Consider the following 25,486-nt stretch of genomic DNA (forward strand, 5'->3'; position numbering starts at 1 on the left):
TTTCTAAAATCTATTTCCGTGCTGTTGGAATTATTCAGCAGGGCTTCGGCGGATTTAAAAAAGTCTTTAAATAATAAGCCAGTATCCAGATAACGCAAGGCTATTTTGATACTGGCCCAATTAAAACCCAAAAACGCTGAGCCGAGGCGCCCTCACGCCGCCTCGGATCTTAAGCTTTGTTGCGGATTTTGTAACTATTTCGCCGTCGCGCGATAATACTCAATCGCCGCCGCGACACCGCTACCGGGTTGGATGGCAAAACCGCAATCCAATAACGCCATTTCTACGCCCGCAATCGCGCCGAGCATGGATACGTCGTTCATATCGCCGACATGGCCGATACGGAACACTTTACCCGCCAATTCGGACAGGCCTGCACCCAGCGAAATATTGTATTTGCTGAACGCGGTGCTGATGACCAGACGCGCGTCTTTGTCTTCAGGCACGACCACCGCTGTGACGGTGTTGGACTCAAAGCCTGGATGGGCGCATAAGCCTAAGCCCCATGCGGCGACTGCTTTGCGTGTGCCTTTTGCAAGGCGGTAATGGCGGGCGTAGACATTTTCCATGCCTTCTTCCAGCAACAGGTCTAAGGCTTTGCGCAAACCGTACAGGATAGGCAGGTTAGGCGTGTAAGGGGTATATCCAGCGGCGTTGTTGGTCATTTGGTCTTTCAGATCCAAAAAGCACCGTGGGTAGGTTGAGGTTTCCACGGCTTGCAGGGCTTTTTGGCTGAACGCCAGGAACGCGCCGCCCGCAGGCAGCATAAAGCCTTTTTGTGAGCCGCTGATTGCACCGTCCACACCCCATTCGTCCATGCGGAAGTCTAGGCTGGCGATAGAACTTACGCCGTCAACAAACAAAAAAGCGGGGTGGTTGGCTGCGTCCATCGCTTTACGCACCCCGCCAATGTCGCTGGTGACACCGGTGGCGGTTTCGTTATGGGTGGCTAACACGGCTTTAATGTCGTGGTTAGTGTCTTCTTTCAGGCGGGCTTCCAGTTTGTCTAAGGGAATGCCTTTGCCCCAAGTTTCTTGGTGGATTTCGACATCAAAGCCTAGGCGTTTCGCCATTTCCGCCCACAAGTGGCTGAATTGGCCGAAGCGGTAGATCAAGACCTTATCGCCAGGGTTTAAGGTGTTGGTCAGCGCCACTTCCCAACCTGCCGTGCCCGTGGCCGGAAAAATAAAGGCTTGTCCGGTTTCGGTGTTAAAGATTTTTTTCAAATCTTGTAATAAGGGGGTCAGCAATTTGGGGAACACCGGCGAGCGGTGATCTTCCATGGTGACGTGCATGGCGTTCAGCACTTCGTTAGGGACGTTAGTCGGGCCTGGGATATAAAGGTGGTTACGACCAGCCATGGGGATTCCTCTTGTAAATGTAAGGTTAAGTAAGGGCGTGCCGCGCCGTACCACGGGGTACCCGTGCGGCGCGGCAGTGCGGACAGGTGCAGGTGGTTGACTTTATTTAAAAAAATAGGCCAACTGCCAGCCCTAAGTATAAGGCCGTTGGCAGTTTTTAATAAAGTCTCAGCAAAAAAACGAGCAATGATGACATAGCCACTGCCAATCGGCAAGATTTCATTGACGATTTCTCGCGGTAACAATTGACTTTACGGTGTCTGAAAGTAGAATGGGCGATTTATTTGTTTCTGGGGTATGCCAGAATTATTTTTTTCAGGTACTGCTGGTCAGTACGTTAACACCCAAAAAGCAGGAATGTACAGATGAGTCACACTTTATATACAGCGTCAGTCCAACGGGTACAGCGCTGCGAATTGGCTGTTCCGGGTTCTAACCCCGATATGTTCGAAAAAGCGATGAAGAGTGGCGCGGATTTTATTTTTTTGGATTTGGAAGATGCGGTCGCCCCTGACGACAAGCTACGCGCCAGAAAGAACATCATCGAGGCCATTAACGATTTGGATTGGCAAGGTCATGGCGTGACCGTTTCCGTGCGCATCAATGGCCTGGATACCCAGTATATGGTGCGTGACGTAGTGGATTTGGTCGAACAGGCCGGCAGTAAGATCGACACGATTTTGATTCCGAAAGTCGGCGTTTATGCTGATGTGTACATGGTCGAAGCTATGCTCAACCAATTGGAAATGCAGCAAGGCCTGAAAAATAAAATCGGCATTGAAGCCTTGATTGAAACCGCCTTAGGTATGGCCAATGTCGAAGATATTGCCCGCCAAGGCGCGTGTGGACGTTTAGAAGCCCTGCATTTTGGCGTTGCCGATTATGCCGCCAGCAACCGCGCCCGCACGACGAATATCGGCGGCCTTAACCCTGATTATCCGGGCGACCAATGGCACGCGGCCATCAGCCGTATGACCGTGGCCTGCCGCGCTTATGGCTTGCGCCCTATTGACGGCCCCTTCGGCGATTTTAAAGACCCTGACGGTTATGTGGCGGCGGCTAAACGGGCGGCGGCTTTAGGTTGCGAAGGCAAGTGGGCTATCCATCCTTCGCAAGTGGCGTTGGCTAACGAAGTGTTTACCCCGCCTGCGGCAGAAGTTGAAAAAGCCAAACGCATTTTGGTGGCTCTGCAAGAAGCGGCGGCACAAGGCAAGGGTGCGGCAGCGTTAGACGGGCGCTTGATTGATGCCGCTTCGGAACGGATGGCCAATAACGTGGTAAAAGCGGCGGAAGCGATTGCGGCGAAACAAAAATAATTATTTTGGCAGGTGACGGTAGTGGCATCTGCATTCAACTAGACATAAAGGAGATGCTGTGGATATTCATGAGTATCAAGCAAAAGAAATTTTAAGCGGTTATGGTATAAAAACCGCTGAAGGGGGCTTAGCGTATAGTCCTGAAGATGCGGTGCAACGTGCCAGAGAAATCGGCGGTCATGTTTGGGCGGTTAAGGCTCAGATCCATTCGGGCGCGCGCGGTAAGGCAGGTGGCATTAAAATCTGCAAAACGCATGATGAAGTCGAAGCTGCCGCCGAAGCCCTGTTAGGTAAACGTTTGGTCACGCATCAGACCGGCCCTGCGGGTAAGGTTTGCGCCCGTTTGTATATTGAAGCGGGTACTGATATTGCCAAAGAATTGTATTTTTGCTTTCTGGTCGACCGTAGTTCTGAGCGTATTGTGATGGTCGGCTCCGCCCAAGGCGGTATGGATATTGAAGAGTTGGCAGTGACCAATCCCGAAGCCATCACCAAGATTTATATTGAGCCTGCGGTCGGCCTGCAAGATTATCAGGCTAGGGAAATGGCTTTTGCGTTAGGTTTGGATGCCGAAATCATCAGCCATGCTGTCAAAACCATCCGGGGCTGTTACCGCGCCCTGCGTGATTTGGATGCCAGTATGTTGGAGATCAACCCCTTGGTCATCACCCGCAATAATGAGTTGCTGGCTTTGGATGCGAAAATGGGCTTTGATGAGAACGCCCTGTTCCGGCAACTGAAAATCTCCGAATTGCGTGATAAGACCCAAGAAGACCCCCGCGAAACCGCTGCCGCTGACCGTGGCTTAAGCTATGTCGGCCTAGATGGCGACATCGGCTGTATGATTAACGGCGCGGGCTTGGCAATGGCGACAATGGACATGATTAAGTTGGCGGGCGGTGAGCCAGCCAATTTCTTGGACGTGGGCGGTGGTGCTTCCGCTGAACGTACCGAGAAAGCTTTCCGTTTGGTACTGGCGGATAAAAACGTTAAAGCCATGCTGGTCAATATTTTTGCGGGTATTAACCGTTGCGATTGGATTGCCGAAGGGGTGGTGCAGGCGGTCAGAAAAATTGATATGAAAGTGCCGCTGATCGTCAGATTATCCGGTACAAACGTCGAAGAAGGCCAACGGATCATTAAGGAAAGCGGCTTGCCTATCATCACCGCTGAAACGTTGGCGGAAGCGGCGGAAAAGGCCGTACAAGCGCGTAATGAAGTTGTTGCCCGTACTACAGCGGCTTAAGGAAATATTATGGCTATTTTAATTAACGAAACCACCCGCATCATCGTTCAAGGCTTTACCGGAAAAATCGGCAGTTTTCATGCCCAAGACATGCTTAACTATGGCTCGCAAGTCGTCGGTGGCGTCACCCCCGGCAAAGGCGGCCAAACCCATTTAGGCTTGCCGGTTTTTAATACGGTCAAAGAAGCCGTGCAGCAAGTCGGCGCGGAAGCCAGCATCGTCTTTGTACCGCCCGCGTTTGCCGCCGATTCCATTATGGAAGCCGCTGATGCAGGCATTAAATACTGTGTGGCGATTACTGACGGTATCCCTACCCAAGACATGATGACGGTGAAAAACTTCCTGCGCCGCTTCCCGAAAGAACAGCGCATGGTGTTGACCGGCCCTAACTGTGCGGGCACCATCAGCCCAGGCCGCTCCATGCTGGGCATTATGCCGGGGCATATTTATCAGCAAGGCAATGTCGGTATTGTTGGCCGTTCAGGTACTTTAGGTTACGAAGCCGCTGACCAGCTCAAACGTTTGGGTATCGGTATTTCCACCTCGGTCGGTATCGGCGGCGACCCGATTAACGGCAGCTCGCACCGCGATATTCTGGAAATGTTTGAGGCAGACCCGGAGACTAAAGTGGTGGTGATGATCGGCGAAATCGGTGGCCCGCAAGAAGTGGAAGCCGGGTTGTGGGCGCGGGACAATATGACTAAGCCGGTTGTGGCATATATTGCCGGTTTGACCGCCCCCGAAGGCCGTCGCATGGGCCATGCCGGGGCGATTATTTCCTCGGCGGGCGAAAGCGCGGCGGAAAAAGTCGCTATGCTGAGGGAGTTGGGCGTGATTATCAGCCCGACCCCGGCGGCGATGGGCGCGACTGTGGCGGAAGTATTGGCTAAGCTGTAAAAATTGCTGGAAATAAGCCTATTGCGCTGTATGGTGCGGTAGCAGGGTGATGAAAAAGGGGTAAAACGTCTGTTTTACTCCTTTTTTTGTGCCTGAATTTTGGTGGTTTGCGTTTTAAGGCATATTAAAAATCGCCAAGCCTTAAATGTTTTGTTATATTTGTAACAAAAAAGTTATAATAAAGACATGAATACTTTATTGTTGATTATCTCTCTTTCCACCGACAACACCGCCGGACGGATGCGGGCGTGGCGGGCTATTAAAGCGTCGGGCGCGGCGGTGTTGCGTGACGGGGTTTATCTGTTGCCGGAGCAGCTTGCGTGTCTGACGGCTTTCCAAGCGGTGCAGGCCGATGTGCAGCGCTGTGGCGGCACGGCTTATCTGCTGAAAATAGCGGCCTTGGACGAGACGATGGATTTGCCCGCGCTCTTCCGGCGTGACGGCGATTATGCCGTGTTGTTACAGGCCATTCAGGCGGAGCGGCAGGGCGTGGCGGCGGGTTTGCCCCCCGATATTTTGAAAAAAACCGCCAAGCTGCGTAAAGAGTTTACGCAATTGGCCGCGATTGATTTTTTCCCCAATGCTGCGCAACAGCAAGTCGGTGCCGCCTTAGCCGAGCTTGATAGTGCTATCCGGCGGTTGGTTGCACCTGATGAGCCTCAGCCTACCGATGCGGTGCTGGCACCGTTACGTTGCGCCGATTATCAAAACCGTTTGTGGGCGACACGTTGCCGACCGTGGGCAGACCGTTTGGCCTGTGCGTGGCTGATCCGCCGCTTTATTGACCCGCAAGCGCGGTTTGTGTGGTTGGAAACGCCGTCGGCTTGTCCGCCGGAGGCTTTGGGGTTTGATTTTGACGGCGCGGCGTTTACCCATGTCGGCTCTTACGTCAGCTTTGAGGTGTTATTAATCCGTTTTCAGCTAGAGACGGCCGCCTTGAAGCGCTTGGCGGCTCTAGTGCATTATTTGGATGTTGGCGGCGTACAGGTCGCCGAAGCTAGCGGTGTGGAATCGGTATTGAAGGGCTTGTCGGCAACGTTTAACGATGACGGGCAACTTTTGGCGGCGGCCAGCGGCGTGTTTGACGGTCTGCTGGCGGCTTTTGCAATGGCAACAGAGGAGTAAGGGGAATGGCAAAAACAAGCAGCACGGCATCCGCCGTAACAAGGCCTGCCGCCGTGTCTTTGGCAACGGCTTTTAAGTTTTGGCTAAAAATGGGCTTTATCAGTTTTGGCGGTCCGGCGGGGCAAATTGCCATTATGCACCAAGAGCTGGTGGAGAGCCGCCGTTGGATTTCTGAGCGGCGGTTTTTGCATGCACTGAATTTTTGTATGTTATTGCCGGGGCCGGAAGCCCAGCAATTGGCGATTTATATCGGCTGGCTGATGCACAAAACGTGGGGTGGCATTATCGCTGGGGTGCTGTTTGTTTTGCCGTCGTTGTTTATTTTGATTGCCTTATCGTGGTGTTATGTCGCCTTTGGCGATGTGCCATGGGTGGCGGGGCTGTTTTATGGCATTAAGCCGGCGGTGACGGCTATTGTGTTGCAGGCCGCGCACCGTATCGGCTCGCGGGCGTTAAAAAACCGTGTCTTATGGGCGTTGGCGGGGTTGTCGTTTGTGGCGATTTTTGCCTTTGACGTGCCGTTTCCGGCGATTGTCGCCACGGCGGCGGTGATTGGCTATGTGGGTGGACGGTTTACGCCGGATACCTTTAAAGCGGGCGGTGGGCATGGTAAAGCCGATAAGTCTTTCGGCCCCGCCCTTATTGACGATGACACGCCCAAACTGGCGCATACGGTTTTTAAAGGTTCGCGCTTGCTGATGCTGGCGGCGGTCGGCGGCATATTGTGGCTAGTGCCGATGGCTTGGCTGACCGTGCAGTACGGCTGGGATAATGCCCTCACGCAAATGGGCTGGTTCTTCACCAAAGCGGCGTTGTTAACCTTTGGTGGGGCGTATGCGGTGCTGCCTTATGTCTATCAGGGGGCGGTGGAGCATTACCATTGGCTGATCCCGCAACAGATGATAGATGGCCTAGCCTTGGGCGAAACCACCCCAGGGCCGCTGATTATGGTGGTGACGTTTGTCGGTTTTGTCGCGGGTTGGACACAAGCCCTGTTCGGTGGCGAGGCTTTGTTTTGGGCAGGGGCGGTAGCAGCGACTGTGGTCACTTATTTCACCTTTTTACCGAGTTTTTTATTTGTGCTGGCAGGCGGGCCGCTGATTGAATCCACCCACGGTAACTTGCATTTTACCGCTCCGCTGACTGCCATTACCGCCGCTGTGGTTGGGGTGATCCTCAACTTGGCGTTATTCTTTGCGTGGCATGTGTTTTGGCCGTCGGGTTGGGCGGGGGCGTTTGATGCCGTCGCGGCGGTGGTGTCGGCTTTGGCGTTGCTGGCTTTATTACGTTATAAAATCGGCGTGATTAAGGTTATTGTTAGTGCGGGGGTGTTGGGTTTGGCGGTGACATTGGCCAAGCCTTGGGTTATGGCCTTATTGGCTACAGCAATGACGGGAGCTTAAGATGCAATGGATTACGCGTGAGCGGCCAAAAATAGACCGTATAGCTTGTCCGTGGCTGGTGGCGCGGTTTATTGATACAGAGGCCGAATTTTTGTATGTGCCAGCGGCGCAAGTGTTGCCGATAGCCGAAATGACAGGCGCGATACCTTACGATGTGCCGGATGTGGAATTGTCGCATGTCGGCGAATTGTGCAGCTTTGATGCGTTTTTGTTGAAGTATGGGCTTGATGATCCGGCTTTGGCGCAACTTGCTGTTATTGTCCGTGGCGCCGATACCTCGCGTTTGGACTTAAGCCCGCAATCGGCGGGGCTGTATGCGATTTCTTTAGGCCTGTCGCACACCTTTGCCGATGACCATGAGTTGCTTAAATACGGGATGGTGATGTATGACGCTTTGTATGCCTGGTGCCGGGATGGTCAGGCGGAGACGCATAATTGGCCACCGCAGTAGGGGGGGGGCTAAATTTCCAGCAAATTTTGAAATGATGATAAGCGTCTTTTTCCTGAGCGGTCAGAGCTGATAAATAGGGGCGGTTTTCCATATCTATACTTTGCTTGATTTTCTATATTTTTTCAAGGGGAGGGGGCTGGGCAGTTACTTTTAAACACAATCAATCGCATGGTTTCTTAACGCACCCCATAATCCGGTACAATCAGAAATAGATTTCAATACACTGTTTAATTCATCAACTATTGTGGAGTAATGACATGTCGGCTGTAAAAAATATCGGTTTGATCAGTGAGGAAGATTATTTACAAGGCGAAATGGCCAGTGAAGTCAAGCATCAGCTGGTTGACGGTCATGTTTATGCTATGGCTGGAGCGAGTGAAAATCATGACAGAATTTCTGGAAATATTTATCGGAAATTTGGGAATCACTTGGAAAAATCACCTTGTGAGCCTTTTACATCAGATATGAAGCTAAAAACGTCCACGGGCAATTTTCGTTATCCCGATTGTATGGTGGTTTGTGATAAGGATGATGAAAATCAGTTTTACAAAACAAAACCCGTCATATTGGTTGAAGTCCTTTCCCGTTCCACCAGAAAAGCCGATGAAAAAGATAAGTTGATAGAATACATAAACATTCCGACATTACAGGAATATGTTTTAATCGAACAGGATTATGTCGACATAACCGTTTACCGTAAAAGTGATAATTGGCATTCGGTGCATTATTTCTTGGGCGAAACGCTCTATTTTGAATCTATTGACCTTACGTTATCCGTGGAAGAAATCTATCATCGGGTACAAAATGACGATATGGCGGAATTCTTAAGCAGTAACGTGGCTGGGGTATGAAAGTGCAACTTGACAAAAATAGATTCTAATACACGGTTAAATTCGTCAATTATTTTGGGGTAATGCTATGTCAGCAGTAAATGCTATTGGTTTAACCAGTGTGGAAGACTATTTGAAATGGGAACTGACCAGCGAAGCCAAACACGAATTGATTGATGGTCATGTGTATGCAATGGCTGGAACGAGTGCCAATCACGAAAGAATATCTGTAAATATTTTAAGAAAATTCGGTAATCATTTAGAAAATAATCCTTGTGAACCGTTTGGTTCAGATATGAAATTGAGAGTCAATTCAAATTTTTTCTACCCTGATGTGATGGTGGATTGCAATTTTGACAATTCCGAGCCTTATTTTACGAAAACACCTGTCATCATTGTTGAAGTTTTATCTAAGTCCACTCGACGAAAAGATACAACCATTAAGTTTATGTCGTACATAAACATCCCTAGCTTACAAGAATATGTGATGGTTGAACAAGACATTGTGGATGTCCAGATATTCAGAAGAAGTGAAGGTTGGTTAGCAAAACATTACTTCCTAGGCGATGAAATCACTTTTGAATCCATTGGGTTAACCTTGTCAGTAGAAGACATTTATCATCGCGTACAAAACGATGATATGGTGGAATTCCTGAACAACACAGCCGGACAGTAGTTCTGTTTTTTTGATCCCTTAGGGATACCATTCCAATAGTTCGAACCATGGGTTATTTTTTAGACGGAAAGCCGAAAAGTCTGCTTTATCAACAGTTAATATCTGTTGTTGCCGATAGGTATTGGTCAGCCAAACCACAGCGGCATCCGTAAAATCAATATCATGGTCAGCATATTTTTCAATAGTTTGTATTATGTCGCCATAAGCCATTACTGGCACGTCAATCACGGTGATTCCCCCGCAGGCCGCCCAGTTTAATAAGGCTATTTTTGCTTTTGCATCTAAAAAATAACAGCTTTCGGCAATTACGGGGGCGGCAGTAATTAATGCTTGTTAGTTTTGCCGGAGAAAGTTTAAGGCATGTTGGTGCAGTTTATCGCGCCGAATAGAGAGTGCGACCAAAAATCCCGTGTCAATTATCAGTATTGCCAATAAACCGTGCTTTTAGCAAAGCCTTACTCTGTTGGGCAATGTCGCCTTCGTGGGTTTGGTCTGCACCAAAACCTGCCTTGCCTAGTTCGTAGGGGCTTAATGGGCTATTAGGGATAGTCAGTAAGCGTCCGAGAGCCAAGCGGATGGTTTCAGTTTTGGACACTTGATGTTGTTGGCAATACAGGGTGAGTTGCTGTTCTAGGTTGTTGGGATAGTGTGAAAGCTTTAATCTGTTTCGTCAAGCCGATAGCTACACAAGCAAAACGCTGGGGTAGATACCCATTGCCCTCTTGCCACTACTTAAGTTCAATCATTATCCTCATCAGGGATTTGTCCGCGCAGTTCTTCGGACAGGAGCATTTGTGCGCCTGTGGTGACGAGGGTGTCGCCGGGTTTAAGGGTGTCGCTGAGGAAATAGCCTTGGGCGGTGGGGGTGTAGTGGCTGATGGCGCGGCGGCTGAAGGTGTCGTCGGTGGTTTTTAGGTAGACGTAGGCTTGCCCGTTAGCCCAGCACACGGCGGAGGTGGGGATGATGACCCCGGTGTGTTGTTGGCCTTGTTCGGGTAGCCACGCGCTGACGCTCATGCCAGTTTTGATGGCTTTGCCGCTGGTTTGGAAAAAATAGCTGATGCCTTGGTTGGTGCTGTCGGTTTGTGGGGAGCTGGCGATCAGTTCGGCGGTCTGGGCTTGGTTGCGGTCGCCGGAGGCGGCCACGGCAATGCTGTGGAGGTTTTCGGCGGGGCTATGGTGGCTGGGCACGGTGACTTGTAATAAGGTTTGTTGGCCGCTCAGAAACGGGTTCAGTTTTTCGGCCCGTGCGGTCAAAGCCCAAGCGGATAGGGTGGCTCCCCAATTGAGCAGGGCTTCGTCAAGTAAGGCTTGGTCTTGGTATTGGGTGGCATCGAGCAGGGCTTTGTCGGTTTGCCATTGCGCCTGTTGGTCTTGCAAGTTGCGTTTAGCGGTGACACCGTGTTGGTATAAGTCCTGTTGACGTTCGATGCTTTGCTCGGCCTGCTTGAATTTGGCGGCGGCACGGTTGCGCTCGGTCAGTGTCGCCAGATAGCGGTGGTGCAGGGTGACCAAGGGTTGGACGCTGATGGCTTTGCCGTAGCTTAAGAATTCGGCATAGTGTTGGGCGGCTTGCAGTACGGTGGTGGCAAGGCCGGACAGTTGTTGGGTTTTCTCTGTCAGTTTGATGACGGTTTGGCCGTTGGCTTGTTGGACTTTGCGGTTGGTGGCCGTGTCGTCGTCATCGTCGTCCGCATGGGTGCTGTTAAGGCACAGCAGGGTGATAATCAACAGGGTAAGGCCAGGTTTCGGCTTTGGTGTTAAGTGTGTTAATCCAGCCATTAAGATAGGTTTTTGGGGGGTTGGTGGGCTTGTCGGTTAAAGGCGGCTATTTTAGTTGATATGGGCTGTTTCTGCTTGCCTGAAAATAAAAAAGCCCTGGCTGAAACCAGCCAGGGCTTTTAGGGCGTGCTAAGGTTTAAGTCTGACTTATTCTGGTAATGCGAATACAGTCAATACACCGCCTAATTTAGTGTAAGAGCTTAAGCTTCTGTACGCGCCTACTGCACCCAGGCCTTCTGAGCCAGATTTATCGGTGCCGTCATCCAGACCAGCGGCGATACCGATACCTGCCCAGCCGCCGATACCTGACATTACGCCGACATATTGTTTGCCGTTGTATTTCCAAGTATTGACGTTACCGATGATGCCTGATGGGGTTTTGAATTTGTACAATTCTTTACCAGTTTTAGCATCAACCGCTTTCAGGTAGCCTTCCAGTGTGCCGTAGAAAACGACGCCGCCAGCAGTAGCGACTGAACCTGACCAAACAGAGAATTGCTCTTTGTTAGACCAAGCAATTTTGCCAGTTTTCGCGTCATAAGCGGTGAATTGGCCCAGGTTGGTAGTGCCGTCTGGTTTACCTGTCAGGACATCAGCACCAGCTGGCATCATGGTCAGGGTGGCGCCAACGTAAGGTTGGCCAGCGGTGTAAGCGACTTCAAACGGTTCGTAGTCCATACACAGATGGTTGCCTGAGATGTAGAACAGGCCAGTTTGTGGCGAGTAAGAAACAGGCTGTTGGTTTTTAGAGCCTAACGCCGCAGGGCAAGCGCCTTTGGTGTTGACATCTTCGCCGTTGTGTTCGGTACTGAACTCAGGCACCACTTGTGGGCGGCCTGTTTTCATGTCAACGTGGGTTGCCCAGTTAACGGATTTGTCGAATTTTTCAGCAACCAACAGTTCGCCAGTTTCACGGTCTAAGGTATAGCCAAAGCCGTTACGGTCGAAATGCACGATAGTTTTGTGCATTTGGCCTTTCACTTCTTGGTCAACCAGAACGGTTTCGTTGATACCGTCAAAGTCCCATTCGTCGTGTGGGGTCATTTGGTAAACCCATTTTACCGCGCCGGTGTCAGCGTCACGCGCCCACAATGACATAGACCATTTGTTGTCGCCAGGACGTTGTACTGGGTTCCAAGTCGATGGGTTACCTGAGCCGTAATAGACCAAGTTCAGTTTAGGGTCATAGCTGTACCAGCCCCAAGTGGTGCCGCCGCCGATTTTCCATTGGTCGCCTTCCCAAGTGCTGGTGCTGGATTCTGGGCCAACAGGGGCTACTTTGCCGTCTTTCCACGCTGTGGTTTTTTTGCCGTCAATCAGGGTGTCTTTATCAGGGCCGATGCTGTAGCCTTTCCACGCCAATTTGCCGGTGTTGATGTCGTAAGCGGCCAAGAAGCCACGGACACCAAATTCACCGCCGGAGATACCGGTCAGGACTTTGTCTTTAACGACTAAAGGCGCGTTGGTGTTGGTCATACCCAGTTTTGGGTCGCCGTTTTGTACGCTCCAAACACGTTTGCCGGTTTTTGCGTCCAGTGCAGTCAGGACAGTGTTGGATTGTTGCAGGAAGATTTTGCCGTCGCCGTAAGCTAAGCCGCGGTTAACGGTATCGCAGCACATGACAGGGATGGTGACATCAGCATCTTGGGTTGGGGTGAATTCCCAGATGACAGATTGGGTTTTTTGGTCGATTGCGTAAACAGTGTTAGGGAACGGGGTGTGGATGTACAGGACATCGTCAACAACCAATGGGCCGCCTTCATGACCACGCAATACACCTGTGGAGAAAGACCATGCCGGTTGCAGATTTTTGACGTTGCTGGTGTTGATGTCGTTCAGTTCGCTATAACGGGTACCGGCATAGTTACCACCCCAAGTCGCCCAGTTGGCAGGGTTTTTGGTCAGTTGCTCAACACCGCTATTAGCAGTTGAAATCGCTGGTGCGGCTAATAAAGCGGCTACGCTAGAAGCAAGTAGCAAGCTTTTTAAAGGCTTCATCATAATTTATTTCTCCTGATATTTTGTTGTACAACAAAATACTGATTATGTTTTTTTAGACTAATATTAGTTTTTGGGTGAACTTCTTTCATCCCCTCGTGTGCAGGAAATTTTCACGCCAAGTGCCTAGATTTAATGATTTTGGGTCAAAAGTCAACTATTAATAGAAGCGGCATCGTTTGACAGGGTTTTATCGCCGTTAAGACGCTCCATTGGGGATGCTTAGCCCCTTGTTTCCTAAATAACTTCTTAAATAATTTCGCGTCGGTAAGCCCCCCCGTTCCAGCTCAATGCCTCGCCTGCTTGCTTATGCCATGCCGCAAGCACAAAACGTTGCGCCGCTTGGCCGTCAACCGAGAGATCATGCACGGCGGGGCGGTGGGTATGCCCGTGGATCAGGCGCAGGCAAGCGTATTCGCGCAAGGTGTTCACCACGGTATCGGCATTAACGTCCATAATGGCCTGACTTTTTTGGCGTTTATGGAAAAAGCTCCGCAGACGGAACCAACGGGCGGCGAGCAAGCGTACCAGCAACGGCTTGCTGAGGACGTTCTGTTGCCATTGCGGTGTCCGCGCTTTGACGCGGAAGGTTTGGTAAGGCAGGTCGTCGGTACACAGCAGGTCGCCGTGGGTCAGCAGGGTAGGGATGCCGAACAAGTCGATGACGGCGTAGTCGCCTAACAGGGTGATACCCGTCTCTTGGCAAAAGCGCTGCCCCAGTAAAAAGTCGCGGTTGCCGACTTGCAGGTAGACTTTTGTGCCTGAGTCGGTCAAGTGCTTGAGGTGGCGGCGTAGGCTACGGTTAGGCGGGGTGTAGTCATCGTCGCCTAGCCAGGCATCGAATAAGTCGCCGAGAATGTACAGGGCGGATGCTTGCGGCGCACGGTGCTGGAGAAAATCCACAAAGTGGCGGGTAATCTCTGGTTTATCGAGTGCCAGATGCAGGTCGGATATGAACAGGATGTCTTGGGGCATGGGCTGAAGACGGTTGGCCTGAGGTTGCGGGGCGGTTTAGGAGGGCGTAAAAACGTTTTTGCGCCCTCCGCAAATCCTGACGGCAGTTTAAGGCTTATTCGACCACTTCGGCCTTTTCGACGATAATATCCGTTTTTGGCACATCTTGGTGGCCACCGCGGTTGCCGGTGGGGGCTTTGGCCATGGCATCGACGACTTCCATGCCGGAAATGACTTCGCCGAACACGGCGTAGCCCCAGCCGCTAGCGGTTGGGCTGGTGTGGTTTAAAAAGGTGTTGTCTTTCAGGTTGATGAAAAATTGGCCGGTAGCGGAATCAGGGACGTTAGTCCGCGCCATTGCCAAGGTGCCGCGTTTGTTCGCCAGACCATTGTTGGCTTCATTTTTGATGGGTGCGTGGACGGCTTTTTGCGTGAACGAGGTGTCAAAACCGCCGCCTTGCGCCATAAAGTCAGGGATTACCCGATGGAAAATCGTGCCGTTGTAAAAGCCTTCTTTAACATAAGTCAAAAAATTGGCGGATGAAATAGGGGCTTTTTCGGGGTTAAGCTGAATGGTGATTTCACCTAAGGAGGTGGTCAGTTTAACTTTAGTCGGTTCGGACATGGTTTTTTCCTGTGCAAAAGAGAGCGATGTGGTTAATGAAAACAGTAGGGCAAGCATCAGTGGACGCATTATTTTTCCTCAAATTAATGGAAACAGGCAATTCTATGTGTTTTTATCTTGAAAGAGAAGTACGCGCTTGGTAAATTGTACAGATTTGTTGCTAACGTATTGCTAAATAATTGGGCCTAATGACAGTATGCTAAAAATTTATAACACTCTGACCCGTAAAAAAGAACCCTTCCGCCCACGCGTGGCGGGTCAAGTCGGCATGTATGTCTGCGGCATGACGGTTTACGATTATTGCCATATCGGCCACGCCCGCGTGATGGTAGTGTTTGATACGGTCGCCCGGTTCCTGCGCCATAGCGGCTACGCACTGACTTATGTGCGCAACATCACCGATATTGACGATAAGATCATCCAACGCGCCCATGAGAACGGCGAGGCGTTTACCGCATTAACCGAGCGCTTTATCGAGGCGATGCACGAAGACGAGCGGGCGTTGTCGGTATTGCCGCCGGACATCGAGCCGAAGGCCACCGAATCCATCGCCGATATTATCGCCATGATCGGCACCTTAATCGCTAAGGGGCTGGCTTATGTCGGCGGTAACGGCGATGTGTTTTATTCGGTGCATAAGTTCGCCAATTACGGGCAGTTATCGGGCAAAAATCTGGCTGACTTGCAGGCGGGCGAGCGGGTCGATATTGACCATGCCAAGGATAATCCCTTGGATTTTGTGTTGTGGAAAATGGCGAAACCGGACGAGCCTGCTTGGCCGTCGCCTTGGGGGCTGGGTCGTCCGGGCTGGCATATCGAATGTTCGGCCATGTCCACTTGCTGCTTAGGCCACCATTTCGACATTCATGGCGGCGGTATGGATTTGCAGTTCCCGCACCATGAGAACGAAATCGCCCAATCCGAGGGGGCGACGGGTGAGACGTTTGTTAATGTCTGGATGCACAATGGCTTTGTGCGCGTCAATGAAGAAAAAATGTCCAAATCATTGGGCAATTTCTTTACCGTGCGCGAAGTGCTTAAGGCCTATAAGCCGGAGATTATCCGCTTCTTCATTTTGCTGAGCCATTACCGTAGCCCCCTGAATTATTCTGATGAGCAACTGAACGAGGCGGGCGTGGCCTTGACGCGCTTGTATACGGCTTTGCGCGGTTTGGACAGTACGGTGGCAGGCGTGGATAGCGCTTATGTCAGCCGTTTTGAACAGGCGATGGACGATGATTTTAACACGCCTGTGGCGTTGGCGGTGTTGTTTGATCTGGCGCGGGAGCTAAATAGCGCCAAGCAGGCGGCAGATACGGCCAAAAGTGCCGAATTGGCGGCGACTTTGCGGTTTTTAGGCAGCTTGTTAGGTGTTTTGCAACATGATGCCGACAGTTTCTTGCAAGGCGATGCCGACGACGCGGTAGCGCAACAAATCCAGGCGCGTATCGATGCCAAAAAAGCCAAAAACTGGGCGTTGGCCGACCAGATCCGTGATGAACTAAAAAGCCAGGGCATAATCTTAGAAGACGCGCCAAACGGCACAACGACGTGGCGGCGCGAAGCCTAAAGGCATTTCGCGGCCTAGGCCCTTTAACGCGGCAATTGCTGTCTAACCCATTATTGAATGATTAACCCCATGACTGAAATAAAAGATAAATCCATCCAGCTCTTTCTGGACGAATTGGCCAGCAAATCACCTACGCCCGGCGGTGGCAGTGTCGCCGCGCTGATGGGCGCACAAGGGGCGGCATTGCTTAGCATGGTGTGCAATTTGACCATAGGCAAGCCGCAGTATGCCGAGGTTGAGCCGCAGATGCGGGAGTTGTTGGCAAAAGCTGAAATCTTACGCGCCGAATTGACCGCGCTGGTCAAGGCTGATGTCGAGGTGTTTGGCCGTTTGATGGCGACTTATGGGCAAGCTAAAGAGACTGACGAAGAAAAGGCCGCGCGTAGCGAAGCCATACAGGCGGTTTTGAAAGAGGCTACCGAAGTGCCGCTGGCTTGCGCCCGTGCTTGCCATGAAGTGATGGTGTTAAGTGAGATTGCCGCTACCCACGGTAATCTGGGCGTTATCAGCGATGCGGGTGTGGCGGTGATGGCGGCGTACAGTGGTTTAAAAAGCGCGGCTTTAAATGTCCATATCAATACCGGCTGTTTAAAAGACGAAGTTTATGCGCAGGCGAAGGTTGCCGAATTGGCGGAGGTGTTGGCCGGGGCGGACGCACGCGCCGAAGCGGTATTTGCTAAGGTTAAGGGTAAGTTATAGACGGCGGGTTTGCGTTATAAACGCCTGCCAGAAACCTGTAATATATACTGTGAACGGCCAAGTTTTCGGCTTTTACAATTCACCGTAGGGTACGCTGTACCCTCAGGGGCATAAATGCGTACCTTTTGCACTTGACCGTTTGAAGTATAGTTTAATAGGTGGCTTTTAGGAGCGCGGGCATCTTGCCCGCTCTTGCGGGCAAGATGCCCGCGCTCCCAGCTTAAGCCAAACGGTGTTTGCACTTGTTGTAATCCTAAGCTTAGCTGGCTTGGGAGTGACCTAAGGGGAATCTGCCATGACCAATAGCGAATCTGTCCGCATAGCGGAGAATGTCGGCGAGCAGCCGCCATGGTGGCGGTGGGGGCCGTATCTCAGTGAGCGGTCATGGGGGACGGTGCGGGAGGATTATAGCCCTAATGGTGATGCGTGGCGGTATTTGCCGCATGATTTGGCGCGGAGCAAAGCCTACCGCTGGGGCGAGGACGGCTTGGCGGGGATTTGTGACCGTTACCAGCTTTTGGTGTTCGCCCTCGGACTCTGGAATGGCCGTGACCCTATCTTGAAAGAACGCGCCTTTGGCCTGGATATGTGGGAAGGCAACCATGGCGAAGATGTCAAAGACTACTACTTTTATCTGGACAACACGCCGACGCATAGCTATATGCGTTATCTCTACAAATACCCACAAGGCGAATACCCCTACCAAGAACTGATCCGCGAAAATCAGCGGCGGGCAGGCAGCGGTGCTGAATTTGAATTGTTGGATACGGGGATCTTTAAGGACAACCGTTATTTCGATGTCGAAGTGGAATATGCGAAAGTGTCCCCCGATGACATTTGCATCCGCATCAGCGCTCATAATCGCGGCCCTGATGCCGCCCCGCTGCATATCCTGCCGCAGTTGTGGTTCCGCAATACTTGGGCATGGTCGGAACCGCGCGGCCCTATCCCGACTATCCGCTTGTTGAAGAAGGCGGGGGTTTATACCTGTCTGTTGGCGGACAGTTCCGAACTGCCGCCCTTACCCGGCCTGTTGTTTCCTTATCAGCTAGGTAAACGTTATCTGTATGCCGATGGTGACTGTACACCCTTATTCACCAATAATGAGACCCATAGCCAGCGGGTGTACGGAGGTCATGCCGCTAATCCCTCGCCTTATGTAAAAGATGCCTTTCACCGCCATATAATTAATGGCGAAGCCTGCGTCAATCCCGCGCAGACCGGCACGAAGTCCTGTCTGCATTATCGCCTGGATATTCCCGCTGGCGAATCGGTGCAATTGACTTTACGGTTAACGCCCACCGCCATGCAACAGCCGTTTGCAGACATTGGCCGCGTGTTTAGCCAACGCCGGGCGGAAGCCGATACGTTTTATGAGGCTCTCCATCCGCCTAAAGCCACGCTTGAGGAGCGGCGGGTACAACGGCAAGCCCTGGCGGGATTGTTGTGGAGCAAGCAGGTGTATAGCTAATCCGATATAAAAAGATGTCCTGTAACCGCCCCAGTGAAGAGGTCGTCAACGGAACATCGTGCTTGGTTGCGGATGGATTTAAGCTGTGCCCATTTGTGTTCGATAGGGTTAAGGTCTGCTGTAATCCTGTGTAGTTCTTGGCACTACTATATAAGTATCTTTGGGAAGCAAGACAATCAAGATTGTCTATTTTATTCTGTTCAATATTAATCATTTTATTTTTTATTACCAATAAGTAGGAAATTCAGAGCCAAATATTTCTCTCCATTTATTTATAGATTCTTTTTGTTTTCCTTGATCCTCTAAGCTTCTTGCTTCTACTGATCTATCGTAATCAAAGTTTGCTCTATCCCAGATCTTTGATTTCTCATCATAAGTTAAATGGTTTATATTACCTTGTATTCCCTTGGGATCTTGAACAGAATTGTAAACATTATTCCTTATATAAAGAAATATATTAGGAAGTTCCATATCAACATAATTACTGGCATCATCTCTGTATTCATAATAATTTAATATCATATTTTCTATTAGATAAGATGACATTGAAGGCATTGTTGGTCTTTTGTTCCAAAATTTCATTATTCTTATAACATTTAGAACATTTCCTTTATTTTTTTGATTTATGTCCGATACCTTTTCTTGGTCAATTCTTGGGTCTGTTTTTTTCCAGCTCCCGCTACCATTAGGTATTAAGTAAAATGTTTTTCCATAGGAGTCTTCTCTGGTAAAGAAGCAGGGGACTATATCGAAGCTCCAATCGTAACTTGTTAAGTTTAAAACGGCGGCCTCTTGTCTTCTATTTATTTGAGAATTTTTATACTGCGAAACACTACTTAAGGAACTAACAAATTTATTAACAACTTTTATTGAGTTCAACTGATAAGTATTTGGGTTGCATAAATATTTTAAATTTTTTTCGTTATAGTCAATTGTTATTTCAATATTATCATGACTGTATTCAAGATAAGTTCCACCCATAGCATTTAGGCAAATCATCATATCAATATCATCGAGAAGTCGTTTTTTTGTATTTCTATCGAATGAACCGAAATTTATATCTTTCTCTGAATATAGAGCTGGAAAACTTGAATCATGTATTGGAAAATCGTGTATTTTTCCTTTAAGCAAAGTTCTACTAATTCTTGCCGACTTTACATCATCGGCATCTAAATTAACTGTATCCTTTAAAAATTCATTGAAAGCTGATATTACGGTTGATGCCATAAATTTTACCTGATATTAAAAATTAAACTGATCTACCCACTAATCCCATCAATAAATGTATTAACGAAATTCATTATTTTTTCAATAACTCGCTCAACAACATTTTTTCTTTCAAGCAACTTTGGTTTTTCTTTGAGAATTCCAACCACTTCATCACGGATTGGCTTTCTTTCGGTGTAAATGTAGTTCCCTATTACATCCTGGAGCTTTTCAGGTATTAAGCCCTCTTCTTGGCACATCAGGTCAAAGGCTTTTTGTTTTTCAATTTCCCAATAGCTTTCAAATTCCGCCCCAACATCCGTATCTTCGTTAGTTTCGGATTTTATCAAGCTGGAGTTTATGAAATTTTCAATCAGCTCTTTTTTGCTTCTAAGATTAGCTTCACCCGTCAACAGGTCAATAATCGCTTTTTTCTTCTTTTCCCGTTCTGAGGTGTCGCCTTCTTTAAGTTTAGCCAGTAATTGCAAAATATAGGCAACATTGACTTCATCACGGTGAATAAGCTCTAGTTCAAAGTCCACATCTTCCAGGATCGAGACTTTTTCTTTAGTGTGATCGCTTTTTACCTTGTCGTGCAAGTCTAAATATTTGCTTTTATAATCCTCAAAGCTTTGTTCAGTCATAGCCAAATCACTAAAATTGAAGTCGGCAAAGCTGGTTAGCACATTTTTTAACCTCATCAACTCCCTAAAGGCTTTGATAAATTCTAGTTCTTCGGTTTCGCTTGGAAGGGTATCAACACTTTTAACCGTTGGTGCAATCGCCAACAACTGAGAAAAAGCCTTGTTGAACTTTTTTACATAGTCCTCGTAAGGCTCAACCAGAATAATCTCTTTGGCTTCTAAATTAGAGAACAAAGCAATGGCATCATCGGTTAGCTTTTTCAGGTTACGGAAACAAACAATATTCCCTTGTGATTTTTGTTCGTTTAAAATCCTATTAGTTCTTGAATAAGCTTGTATCAAACCATGATATTTTAGGTTTTTATCAACATACAAAGTGTTTAGTGTTTTGCTGTCAAATCCCGTCAAAAACATATTAACGACAAGTAAAATATCAATCTGCCTTTCTTTTACTTTCTTGGCAATATCATTATAATAGTTGTAAAAAAGTTGGCTGGTTTTGGTTGAAAAATTTGTATTATATAGCTTATTGTAATGCCCTATATATTCATCCAGCTTATCCCTACTATGCTGGTTTATAGTCGCCCCTTCTTTTATTTCAATTTCAGTATCAGGAATAAATCCATTGGCATCCTTATCATCTTCATTAGCGGTAAAGCTAAAAATAGTAGCCATCCTTAAATTATGCTTGCCTGATTCTTTTTTTGCATAAAAAAGATCATAATATTTTATTAATGTCTCAATACTGCTTACACAAAATAAAGCGGTATAGTCCTTGTTGTGGGTTTTTCTATTGTGATTGGCAATAATATAGTCGGTTATCTTTTCTAGTCTCTGTGGGCTTTCCAGTAGCTCTTTTGTGTCAATATCTTCGACTTCAATATCAATTTCATTTTTACTGCCCTCTTTTTCCTTGTACTTCCCGATGTACTCAATAGAGAATTTCAAAACATTTTCGTCTTTTATGGCATCAGTAATTACATATTTATGCAAACGGTCGTCAAATAGCTCTTTAGTGGTTCTTTTCCCGCTTTCATTGGCAACGGCATTTTGCACAAAAATGGGTGTTCCGGTGAACCCAAACATTTGATGATTATTAAAAAATTTCTTGATTCTCTTGTGGGTTTCGCCGAACTGTGAACGGTGGCACTCATCAAAGATAAAAACAATTTTTTTATCCTGGAGCTGTTCCATTTTTGCTAAATATTGCTGTTTGCTGATAGCGGTATTGAGCTTTTGAATCGTGGTAACAATCAGCTTGGTATCGTCTGAAAACTGCTTAACTAAGGCTTTGGTGTCGTCTGTCCCGTCAATACTACCCTTTGAGAAGGCATTAAATTCTTTGGTCGTCTGGTAATCCAAATCTTTCCTATCCACCACAAAAACCACCTTGTGGACTTGGGGCAGTTTCATCAAGACTTGGCTGGTTTTGAACGAAGTCAGGGTTTTTCCTGATCCGGTGGTATGCCAGATATAGCCGTTTTTCGTGCTATTTTTTACCCTATCAATGATGCTTTCCGTTGCATAATACTGGTAAGGGCGAAGCACCATCAAAACCTTTTCGGTTTCATTCAGCACGATGTACTTCGTGATCATTTTTGCGATGTGGCAAGGCTCTAAAAAGTCCTTGGTAAATTCCTCTAGCTGGGTGATGTTCTTGTTATCGAAGTCCGACCAGTAAAAAGTCTGTTTAAAGGACTGGTGGCGGTTATTGGCATAGTATTTTGAGTTTACACCGTTGCTGATAACGAAAATTTGCAAATATTGGTACAAACCATGAGACGAACCGAAAGAATGCCTCTGATAGCGGTTAATCTGGTTAAAAGCCTCTTTGAGTTCAAGCCCCCTTCTTTTTAGCTCAATCTGAACCAATGGCAAGCCGTTGATAAGAATCGTTACATCGTAGCGATTTTTATAACTGCCTTCCATTGTGACTTGGTGAGTCACCTGGAACTGGTTTTTGCACCAGTGATCCTGATTAATGAATTCTAGGTAAGCTGTTTCGCCATTGTCCCTTTCAAAATTCATTTTGTCCCTGAGAATTCTCGCTTTTTCAAACACATTACCCTTATTAAGATGATTTAGCACTTTGCTAAATTCTCTGTCCGATAGTGTTGTTTGATTATGCTTTTCAAGTTGGGCTTTTAGGTTTGCCAGCAAATCAGCTTCATTTTTTATAGTAACCGACTGATGACCTAATGAATTAAGCTGTTTAATCAGGTTCGATTCTAAAACTTGCTCAGGTTGTGTACTCATCCATTGCCTTATTAGGAAGTAAATTTAAACAAACATTTGTTGAAGTAAGCCTTTTTTATACTTTTTAGTCCCTTCTAGTTGTTTTGATGCTTGATTTATTTTTTCGTCTATTTCGGTTAGGAATTTAGCTATTTTTGTTTGTTCTGGTAGTGATGGAATATGAATTTTTAATTTTCTTATTTTTCCTAAAGCAATAAATTTTTGTGTATTTCCAACAGTGACATCATCAAATTGTTTTAAAACAAGACTACTATTTAAATAATGGACAAGAAATATATTTTTAAGCTCTTGTTTTTCTTTAATTAAAGCAACATTTTTAATCGCAAAGCCTGACGTTTTTATTAAAACAGGATTTCCAATCGTTCCAATCATTCCGAATAAAATATCACCAATATCAACTTTAGATCGTTTATTAAAATTATTAAAATCAAGTTCAGAAATTAAACTAACATTTTCAAAGTCTATTGAACCATTTGCTAATAAATTTTTTGATGTAATAAATGCAAAGCCATTTTGATGATATTTTGGTGAATCATGTGTACCATCTCTAACATCAGAAATATCGCCTAATTCTTTTTCTTCCCAATCAGGGTAATCATTCCCTTCATTATCTTTAAAACGAAGTTCCTGATTAAAAATATTCTGCATTACTCCTTTTTTATATTTTTCTAAAAGCTGTTTTTTCTTTATGAGTTTTTCTATTCTATTATCTATTTGTAAAAGAAAATCGGCTATTTTTTGTTGTTCTGAAATCTGAGGAAAACTTATAGGAAAACCTGCTACATCACTTCCCGTTATATTAGGGTCTTTTCTACTGCTTCCTGCGAATTTTCTCCAAAGATTAACTTTTGCATTAAGCCAAGTTAATAAATATTGAGGTAAAACCACTTTTTCATTGGTATTTAAAATAGAAAGAGCTTGATTTGTTGTAGCATCAACTTTCAATATCCCTGTTCTTCCTATTTGATTAAATCCACCATACATAGCTACTAAAACAGAATTTTTCGGGTATATTTTTACAGATGTTTCTTTAAGTGCTAATTCAGTTATACATTCTTCCGTTTTTATAATATTTGAATTATTTAAATCGGTTGTCTTTACCCACCATATATGTCCATTTTTAAAAAAATCTTTATTTGACCTTAATGGAGTTGAACCTGATTTAATTGTAGAAATATCCTTAATTTTCTTAACTACCCACTCCTCTGAAAACTCAGGAAATCTCAGCACTGGCACTTTTTTTGTATTTTCCATATTAAAAAGGTGTTGAAATATTAAGCTGTTTACAGAATTCGGCAATGTTTGAATCCGTTATTTTTATTTCATCATCAAGCGATGCTAATTCACGGGCTACCGCTTCCAAATCAATAGATTCTTGCTCTTCAAAGGTATCGACATAACGGGGAATATTGAGATTATAGTCGTTGTCTTTTATTTCTTGTAACGAAGCTAAATAGCTGTATTTTTCTTGAGTGGTTCTGGCTTTGTAAGTTTCAACTATCCTTTCAATATTTTCAGGTCTTAAAACATTTTGATTGCCTACTTTTTCAAAGCCTTGACTGGCATCAATAAACAATACATCTTCGTTGTGTTCCCTGCACTTTTTGAATACTAAAATACAAGTTGGTATGGATGTGCCATAAAAAATATTGGCTGGTAAGCCGATCACAGCATCCAAGTAGTTCCTTTCTTCAATCAGGTATTGCCTGATACGACCTTCAGAACTAGCTCTGAATAAAACTCCGTGTGGCAAAACGATTGCCATTTGCCCGTTGTCAGCAAGCTGGTGGATCATGTGTTGAACAAAGGCAAAATCAGCCTTGGTTTTCGGTGCTAGGCTTCCGTATTGGCTAAAACGGTCATCACTCATAAACAACGGGCTTGCACTCCAATGAGCCGAAAATGGCGGATTTGCTACGATAGCCTCAAATCGTTCGTTTATATGTTGAGGGTGTTCAAGGGTGTCTTCTTGTTTAATGTCGAATTTTTGATAATGAACCCCGTGCAAGATCATATTCATTCTTGCTAGGTTATAGGTTGTACGGTTGAGTTCTTGCCCGTAGAAGTTTGAGACATCCTCAACTTCCCTTTTGACACGAAGCAACAACGAACCAGAACCGCAAGTGGGATCATAAACCGACTTTAAGCGAGTTTTCCCGACCGTTACCAGCTTGGCTAACACGGTTGAAACTTGTTGTGGAGTGTAGAACTCCCCTGCTTTCTTCCCCGCTCCACTTGCAAATTGCCCGATTAAATATTCGTAGGCATCCCCCAAAACGTCAGATTTTGGATCATCCAGGTTAAAGCTGATTTTGTCTAAATGAGCCAATACCTTGGCTATCAGGCTGTTTTTATCTTTTTCGGTTCTCCCCAGCTTGGTAGATGTTAAATCCAGGTCTTCAAACAGGTTATCAAAATCATCTTCGCTGGCTGTCCCCATCGTGCTTTGTTCGATGTTCTTAAGGATTTTCCCTAATTCTTCAAGGATGAAGTTATTTTGATTTTCGTCCTTGATTTCCGAGTTTCCTTTTTTAGCAACCTCGCTAAACAATTCAGAAGGCTTTAAAAAATACCCCAAACTTTCAATGGAGGCTTCTTTTACCGCTTCAAGGTATTCTTTTCCTTCTTTGCTATTTTCGTCAATTTGATTGTAAATAAGAGCATCTTCCTTTAGTTCATTATTAGCAAAAATGAACATTTTTTCAGAAAGATATTTATAAAAAATGAATCCTAAAATGTAATCGCGAAACTCGTCCGCATCCATTTTCCCCCTAAGTGTATTGGCAATATTCCAAAGCTGTTGCTCAAGTAACTTTTTTTGTTCTTCTGACATGAAAATCCGTTTTTTTAAGTAAGTAAAAAATTATTAATTAGCTATATGTTTATTATATGATTATTATATAATAATCAAGTTTTTTAAACATTAAATGTCTATTTTAATGTGCTTTTCCGTTTATTGTTGAAATTTAAACTAAC

General features: G+C 46.8%; 22 protein-coding genes. 11 read left to right on the plus strand and 11 right to left on the minus strand.

Annotated features, from left to right (window positions below):
* Positions 1-194: 194 nt before the first annotated feature.
* Positions 195-1,361, minus strand: coding sequence for an aminotransferase class V-fold PLP-dependent enzyme (locus CEK71_RS18030; protein WP_088620680.1), 1,167 nt, complete (start codon positions 1,359-1,361; stop codon positions 195-197).
* 365 nt (positions 1,362-1,726) lie between these two features.
* Between CEK71_RS18030 and CEK71_RS18035 the strand changes: the two genes are divergently transcribed.
* The 8 genes from CEK71_RS18035 (at position 1,727) to CEK71_RS18070 (ending at position 9,305) form a co-directional block, all read left to right on the plus strand.
* Positions 1,727-2,677, plus strand: a complete 951-nt coding sequence (locus CEK71_RS18035) for an HpcH/HpaI aldolase/citrate lyase family protein (protein WP_088620681.1) — start codon at positions 1,727-1,729, stop codon at positions 2,675-2,677.
* A gap of 58 nt (positions 2,678-2,735) precedes the next feature.
* On the plus strand, positions 2,736-3,923 hold the full coding sequence (locus tag CEK71_RS18040; RefSeq protein WP_088620682.1) for a malate--CoA ligase subunit beta: 1,188 nt from the start codon (positions 2,736-2,738) through the stop codon (positions 3,921-3,923).
* Between the two features lie 9 nt (positions 3,924-3,932).
* Positions 3,933-4,820, plus strand: a complete 888-nt coding sequence (gene sucD / locus CEK71_RS18045; protein ID WP_088620683.1) for a succinate--CoA ligase subunit alpha — start codon at positions 3,933-3,935, stop codon at positions 4,818-4,820.
* A 186-nt stretch (positions 4,821-5,006) separates the two neighbouring features.
* Positions 5,007-5,945, plus strand: coding sequence for a chromate resistance protein ChrB domain-containing protein (locus tag CEK71_RS18050; protein WP_088620684.1), 939 nt, complete (start codon positions 5,007-5,009; stop codon positions 5,943-5,945).
* A 5-nt stretch (positions 5,946-5,950) separates the two neighbouring features.
* Positions 5,951-7,348 (plus strand): chromate efflux transporter, encoded by a 1,398-nt coding sequence (gene chrA / locus CEK71_RS18055; RefSeq protein ID WP_088620685.1) that lies wholly within the window; start codon positions 5,951-5,953, stop codon positions 7,346-7,348.
* 1 nt (position 7,349) lies between these two features.
* Positions 7,350-7,799, plus strand: a complete 450-nt coding sequence (locus CEK71_RS18060; protein WP_088620686.1) for a chromate resistance protein ChrB domain-containing protein — start codon at positions 7,350-7,352, stop codon at positions 7,797-7,799.
* A gap of 257 nt (positions 7,800-8,056) precedes the next feature.
* Complete coding sequence (locus tag CEK71_RS18065; protein WP_088620687.1) at positions 8,057-8,650, plus strand: Uma2 family endonuclease; 594 nt, start codon at positions 8,057-8,059, stop codon at positions 8,648-8,650.
* Positions 8,651-8,717: 67 nt separating this feature from the next.
* The gene (locus CEK71_RS18070; RefSeq protein ID WP_088620688.1) at positions 8,718-9,305 is read left to right on the plus strand and encodes a Uma2 family endonuclease; all 588 of its coding nucleotides are present in this window, start codon (positions 8,718-8,720) and stop codon (positions 9,303-9,305) included.
* An 18-nt stretch (positions 9,306-9,323) separates the two neighbouring features.
* Here the strand turns inward: CEK71_RS18070 and CEK71_RS18075 are convergent, their stop codons facing one another.
* The 6 genes from CEK71_RS18075 to CEK71_RS18100 form a co-directional block, all read right to left on the minus strand.
* Positions 9,324-9,533, minus strand: a complete 210-nt coding sequence (locus tag CEK71_RS18075) for a PIN domain-containing protein (protein ID WP_157679390.1) — start codon at positions 9,531-9,533, stop codon at positions 9,324-9,326.
* 184 nt (positions 9,534-9,717) lie between these two features.
* Positions 9,718-9,900: a hypothetical protein gene (locus CEK71_RS18080; protein WP_088620690.1), complete on the minus strand. Its 183-nt coding sequence runs from the start codon at positions 9,898-9,900 to the stop codon at positions 9,718-9,720.
* Positions 9,901-10,043: 143 nt separating this feature from the next.
* Positions 10,044-11,087, minus strand: a complete 1,044-nt coding sequence (locus tag CEK71_RS18085) for an efflux RND transporter periplasmic adaptor subunit (protein WP_088620691.1) — start codon at positions 11,085-11,087, stop codon at positions 10,044-10,046.
* 147 nt (positions 11,088-11,234) lie between these two features.
* On the minus strand, positions 11,235-13,088 hold the full coding sequence (locus tag CEK71_RS18090; protein WP_088620692.1) for a methanol/ethanol family PQQ-dependent dehydrogenase: 1,854 nt from the start codon (positions 13,086-13,088) through the stop codon (positions 11,235-11,237).
* 246 nt (positions 13,089-13,334) lie between these two features.
* Entirely contained in the window at positions 13,335-14,060 is a 726-nt protein-coding gene (gene lpxH / locus CEK71_RS18095) for a UDP-2,3-diacylglucosamine diphosphatase (RefSeq protein WP_088620693.1), read from the minus strand.
* A gap of 94 nt (positions 14,061-14,154) precedes the next feature.
* Complete coding sequence (locus tag CEK71_RS18100; protein ID WP_088620694.1) at positions 14,155-14,664, minus strand: peptidylprolyl isomerase; 510 nt, start codon at positions 14,662-14,664, stop codon at positions 14,155-14,157.
* Positions 14,665-14,860: 196 nt separating this feature from the next.
* On the opposite strand from CEK71_RS18100, the gene cysS reads away from it, so the two are divergent.
* The 3 genes from cysS (at position 14,861) to CEK71_RS18115 (ending at position 18,404) form a co-directional block, all read left to right on the plus strand.
* Positions 14,861-16,234 (plus strand): cysteine--tRNA ligase, encoded by a 1,374-nt coding sequence (gene cysS, locus CEK71_RS18105; protein ID WP_088620695.1) that lies wholly within the window; start codon positions 14,861-14,863, stop codon positions 16,232-16,234.
* A gap of 69 nt (positions 16,235-16,303) precedes the next feature.
* Positions 16,304-16,933 (plus strand): methenyltetrahydrofolate cyclohydrolase, encoded by a 630-nt coding sequence (gene fchA / locus CEK71_RS18110; protein ID WP_088621685.1) that lies wholly within the window; start codon positions 16,304-16,306, stop codon positions 16,931-16,933.
* Between the two features lie 295 nt (positions 16,934-17,228).
* A complete protein-coding gene (locus CEK71_RS18115; protein ID WP_088620696.1) occupies positions 17,229-18,404 on the plus strand; it encodes a hypothetical protein in 1,176 nt (391 codons plus the stop codon).
* A 225-nt stretch (positions 18,405-18,629) separates the two neighbouring features.
* Here the strand turns inward: CEK71_RS18115 and CEK71_RS18120 are convergent, their stop codons facing one another.
* The 4 genes from CEK71_RS18120 to CEK71_RS18135 are packed head-to-tail and all read right to left on the minus strand — an operon-like array spanning position 18,630 to position 25,343.
* Entirely contained in the window at positions 18,630-19,631 is a 1,002-nt protein-coding gene (locus tag CEK71_RS18120; protein WP_088620697.1) for a nucleotidyltransferase, read from the minus strand.
* Positions 19,632-19,663: 32 nt separating this feature from the next.
* A complete protein-coding gene (locus CEK71_RS18125) occupies positions 19,664-22,510 on the minus strand; it encodes a type I restriction endonuclease subunit R (RefSeq protein WP_088620698.1) in 2,847 nt (948 codons plus the stop codon).
* A 24-nt stretch (positions 22,511-22,534) separates the two neighbouring features.
* On the minus strand, positions 22,535-23,764 hold the full coding sequence (locus CEK71_RS18130; protein WP_088620699.1) for a restriction endonuclease subunit S: 1,230 nt from the start codon (positions 23,762-23,764) through the stop codon (positions 22,535-22,537).
* A 1-nt stretch (position 23,765) separates the two neighbouring features.
* Complete coding sequence (locus tag CEK71_RS18135) at positions 23,766-25,343, minus strand: type I restriction-modification system subunit M (RefSeq protein WP_088620700.1); 1,578 nt, start codon at positions 25,341-25,343, stop codon at positions 23,766-23,768.
* Between the last annotated feature and the right edge of the window lie 143 nt (positions 25,344-25,486).

It is taken from the genome of Methylovulum psychrotolerans, from assembly GCF_002209385.1.
GTDB classification, from domain to species: Bacteria; Pseudomonadota; Gammaproteobacteria; order Methylococcales; family Methylomonadaceae; genus Methylovulum; species Methylovulum psychrotolerans.

Excerpts from the sequence above, each read along its gene's own strand:
- CEK71_RS18050 (WP_088620684.1), top strand. The coding sequence starts at position 5,007 with ATGAATACTTTATTGTTGATTATCTCTCTTTCCACCGACAACACCGCC.
- sucD (WP_088620683.1), top strand. The coding sequence starts at position 3,933 with ATGGCTATTTTAATTAACGAAACCACCCGCATCATCGTTCAAGGCTTT.
- CEK71_RS18120 (WP_088620697.1), bottom strand. The coding sequence starts at position 19,631 with ATGGCATCAACCGTAATATCAGCTTTCAATGAATTTTTAAAGGATACA.
- cysS (WP_088620695.1), top strand. The coding sequence starts at position 14,861 with ATGCTAAAAATTTATAACACTCTGACCCGTAAAAAAGAACCCTTCCGC.
- CEK71_RS18125 (WP_088620698.1), bottom strand. The coding sequence starts at position 22,510 with ATGAGTACACAACCTGAGCAAGTTTTAGAATCGAACCTGATTAAACAG.
- CEK71_RS18115 (WP_088620696.1), top strand. The coding sequence starts at position 17,229 with ATGACCAATAGCGAATCTGTCCGCATAGCGGAGAATGTCGGCGAGCAG.
- CEK71_RS18090 (WP_088620692.1), bottom strand. The coding sequence starts at position 13,088 with ATGATGAAGCCTTTAAAAAGCTTGCTACTTGCTTCTAGCGTAGCCGCT.
- chrA (WP_088620685.1), top strand. The coding sequence starts at position 5,951 with ATGGCAAAAACAAGCAGCACGGCATCCGCCGTAACAAGGCCTGCCGCC.
- CEK71_RS18130 (WP_088620699.1), bottom strand. The coding sequence starts at position 23,764 with ATGGAAAATACAAAAAAAGTGCCAGTGCTGAGATTTCCTGAGTTTTCA.
- CEK71_RS18065 (WP_088620687.1), top strand. The coding sequence starts at position 8,057 with ATGTCGGCTGTAAAAAATATCGGTTTGATCAGTGAGGAAGATTATTTA.
- CEK71_RS18135 (WP_088620700.1), bottom strand. The coding sequence starts at position 25,343 with ATGTCAGAAGAACAAAAAAAGTTACTTGAGCAACAGCTTTGGAATATT.
- CEK71_RS18035 (WP_088620681.1), top strand. The coding sequence starts at position 1,727 with ATGAGTCACACTTTATATACAGCGTCAGTCCAACGGGTACAGCGCTGC.
- CEK71_RS18030 (WP_088620680.1), bottom strand. The coding sequence starts at position 1,361 with ATGGCTGGTCGTAACCACCTTTATATCCCAGGCCCGACTAACGTCCCT.
- CEK71_RS18070 (WP_088620688.1), top strand. The coding sequence starts at position 8,718 with ATGTCAGCAGTAAATGCTATTGGTTTAACCAGTGTGGAAGACTATTTG.
- CEK71_RS18060 (WP_088620686.1), top strand. The coding sequence starts at position 7,350 with ATGCAATGGATTACGCGTGAGCGGCCAAAAATAGACCGTATAGCTTGT.
- fchA (WP_088621685.1), top strand. The coding sequence starts at position 16,304 with ATGACTGAAATAAAAGATAAATCCATCCAGCTCTTTCTGGACGAATTG.
- lpxH (WP_088620693.1), bottom strand. The coding sequence starts at position 14,060 with ATGCCCCAAGACATCCTGTTCATATCCGACCTGCATCTGGCACTCGAT.
- CEK71_RS18100 (WP_088620694.1), bottom strand. The coding sequence starts at position 14,664 with ATGTCCGAACCGACTAAAGTTAAACTGACCACCTCCTTAGGTGAAATC.
- CEK71_RS18085 (WP_088620691.1), bottom strand. The coding sequence starts at position 11,087 with ATGGCTGGATTAACACACTTAACACCAAAGCCGAAACCTGGCCTTACC.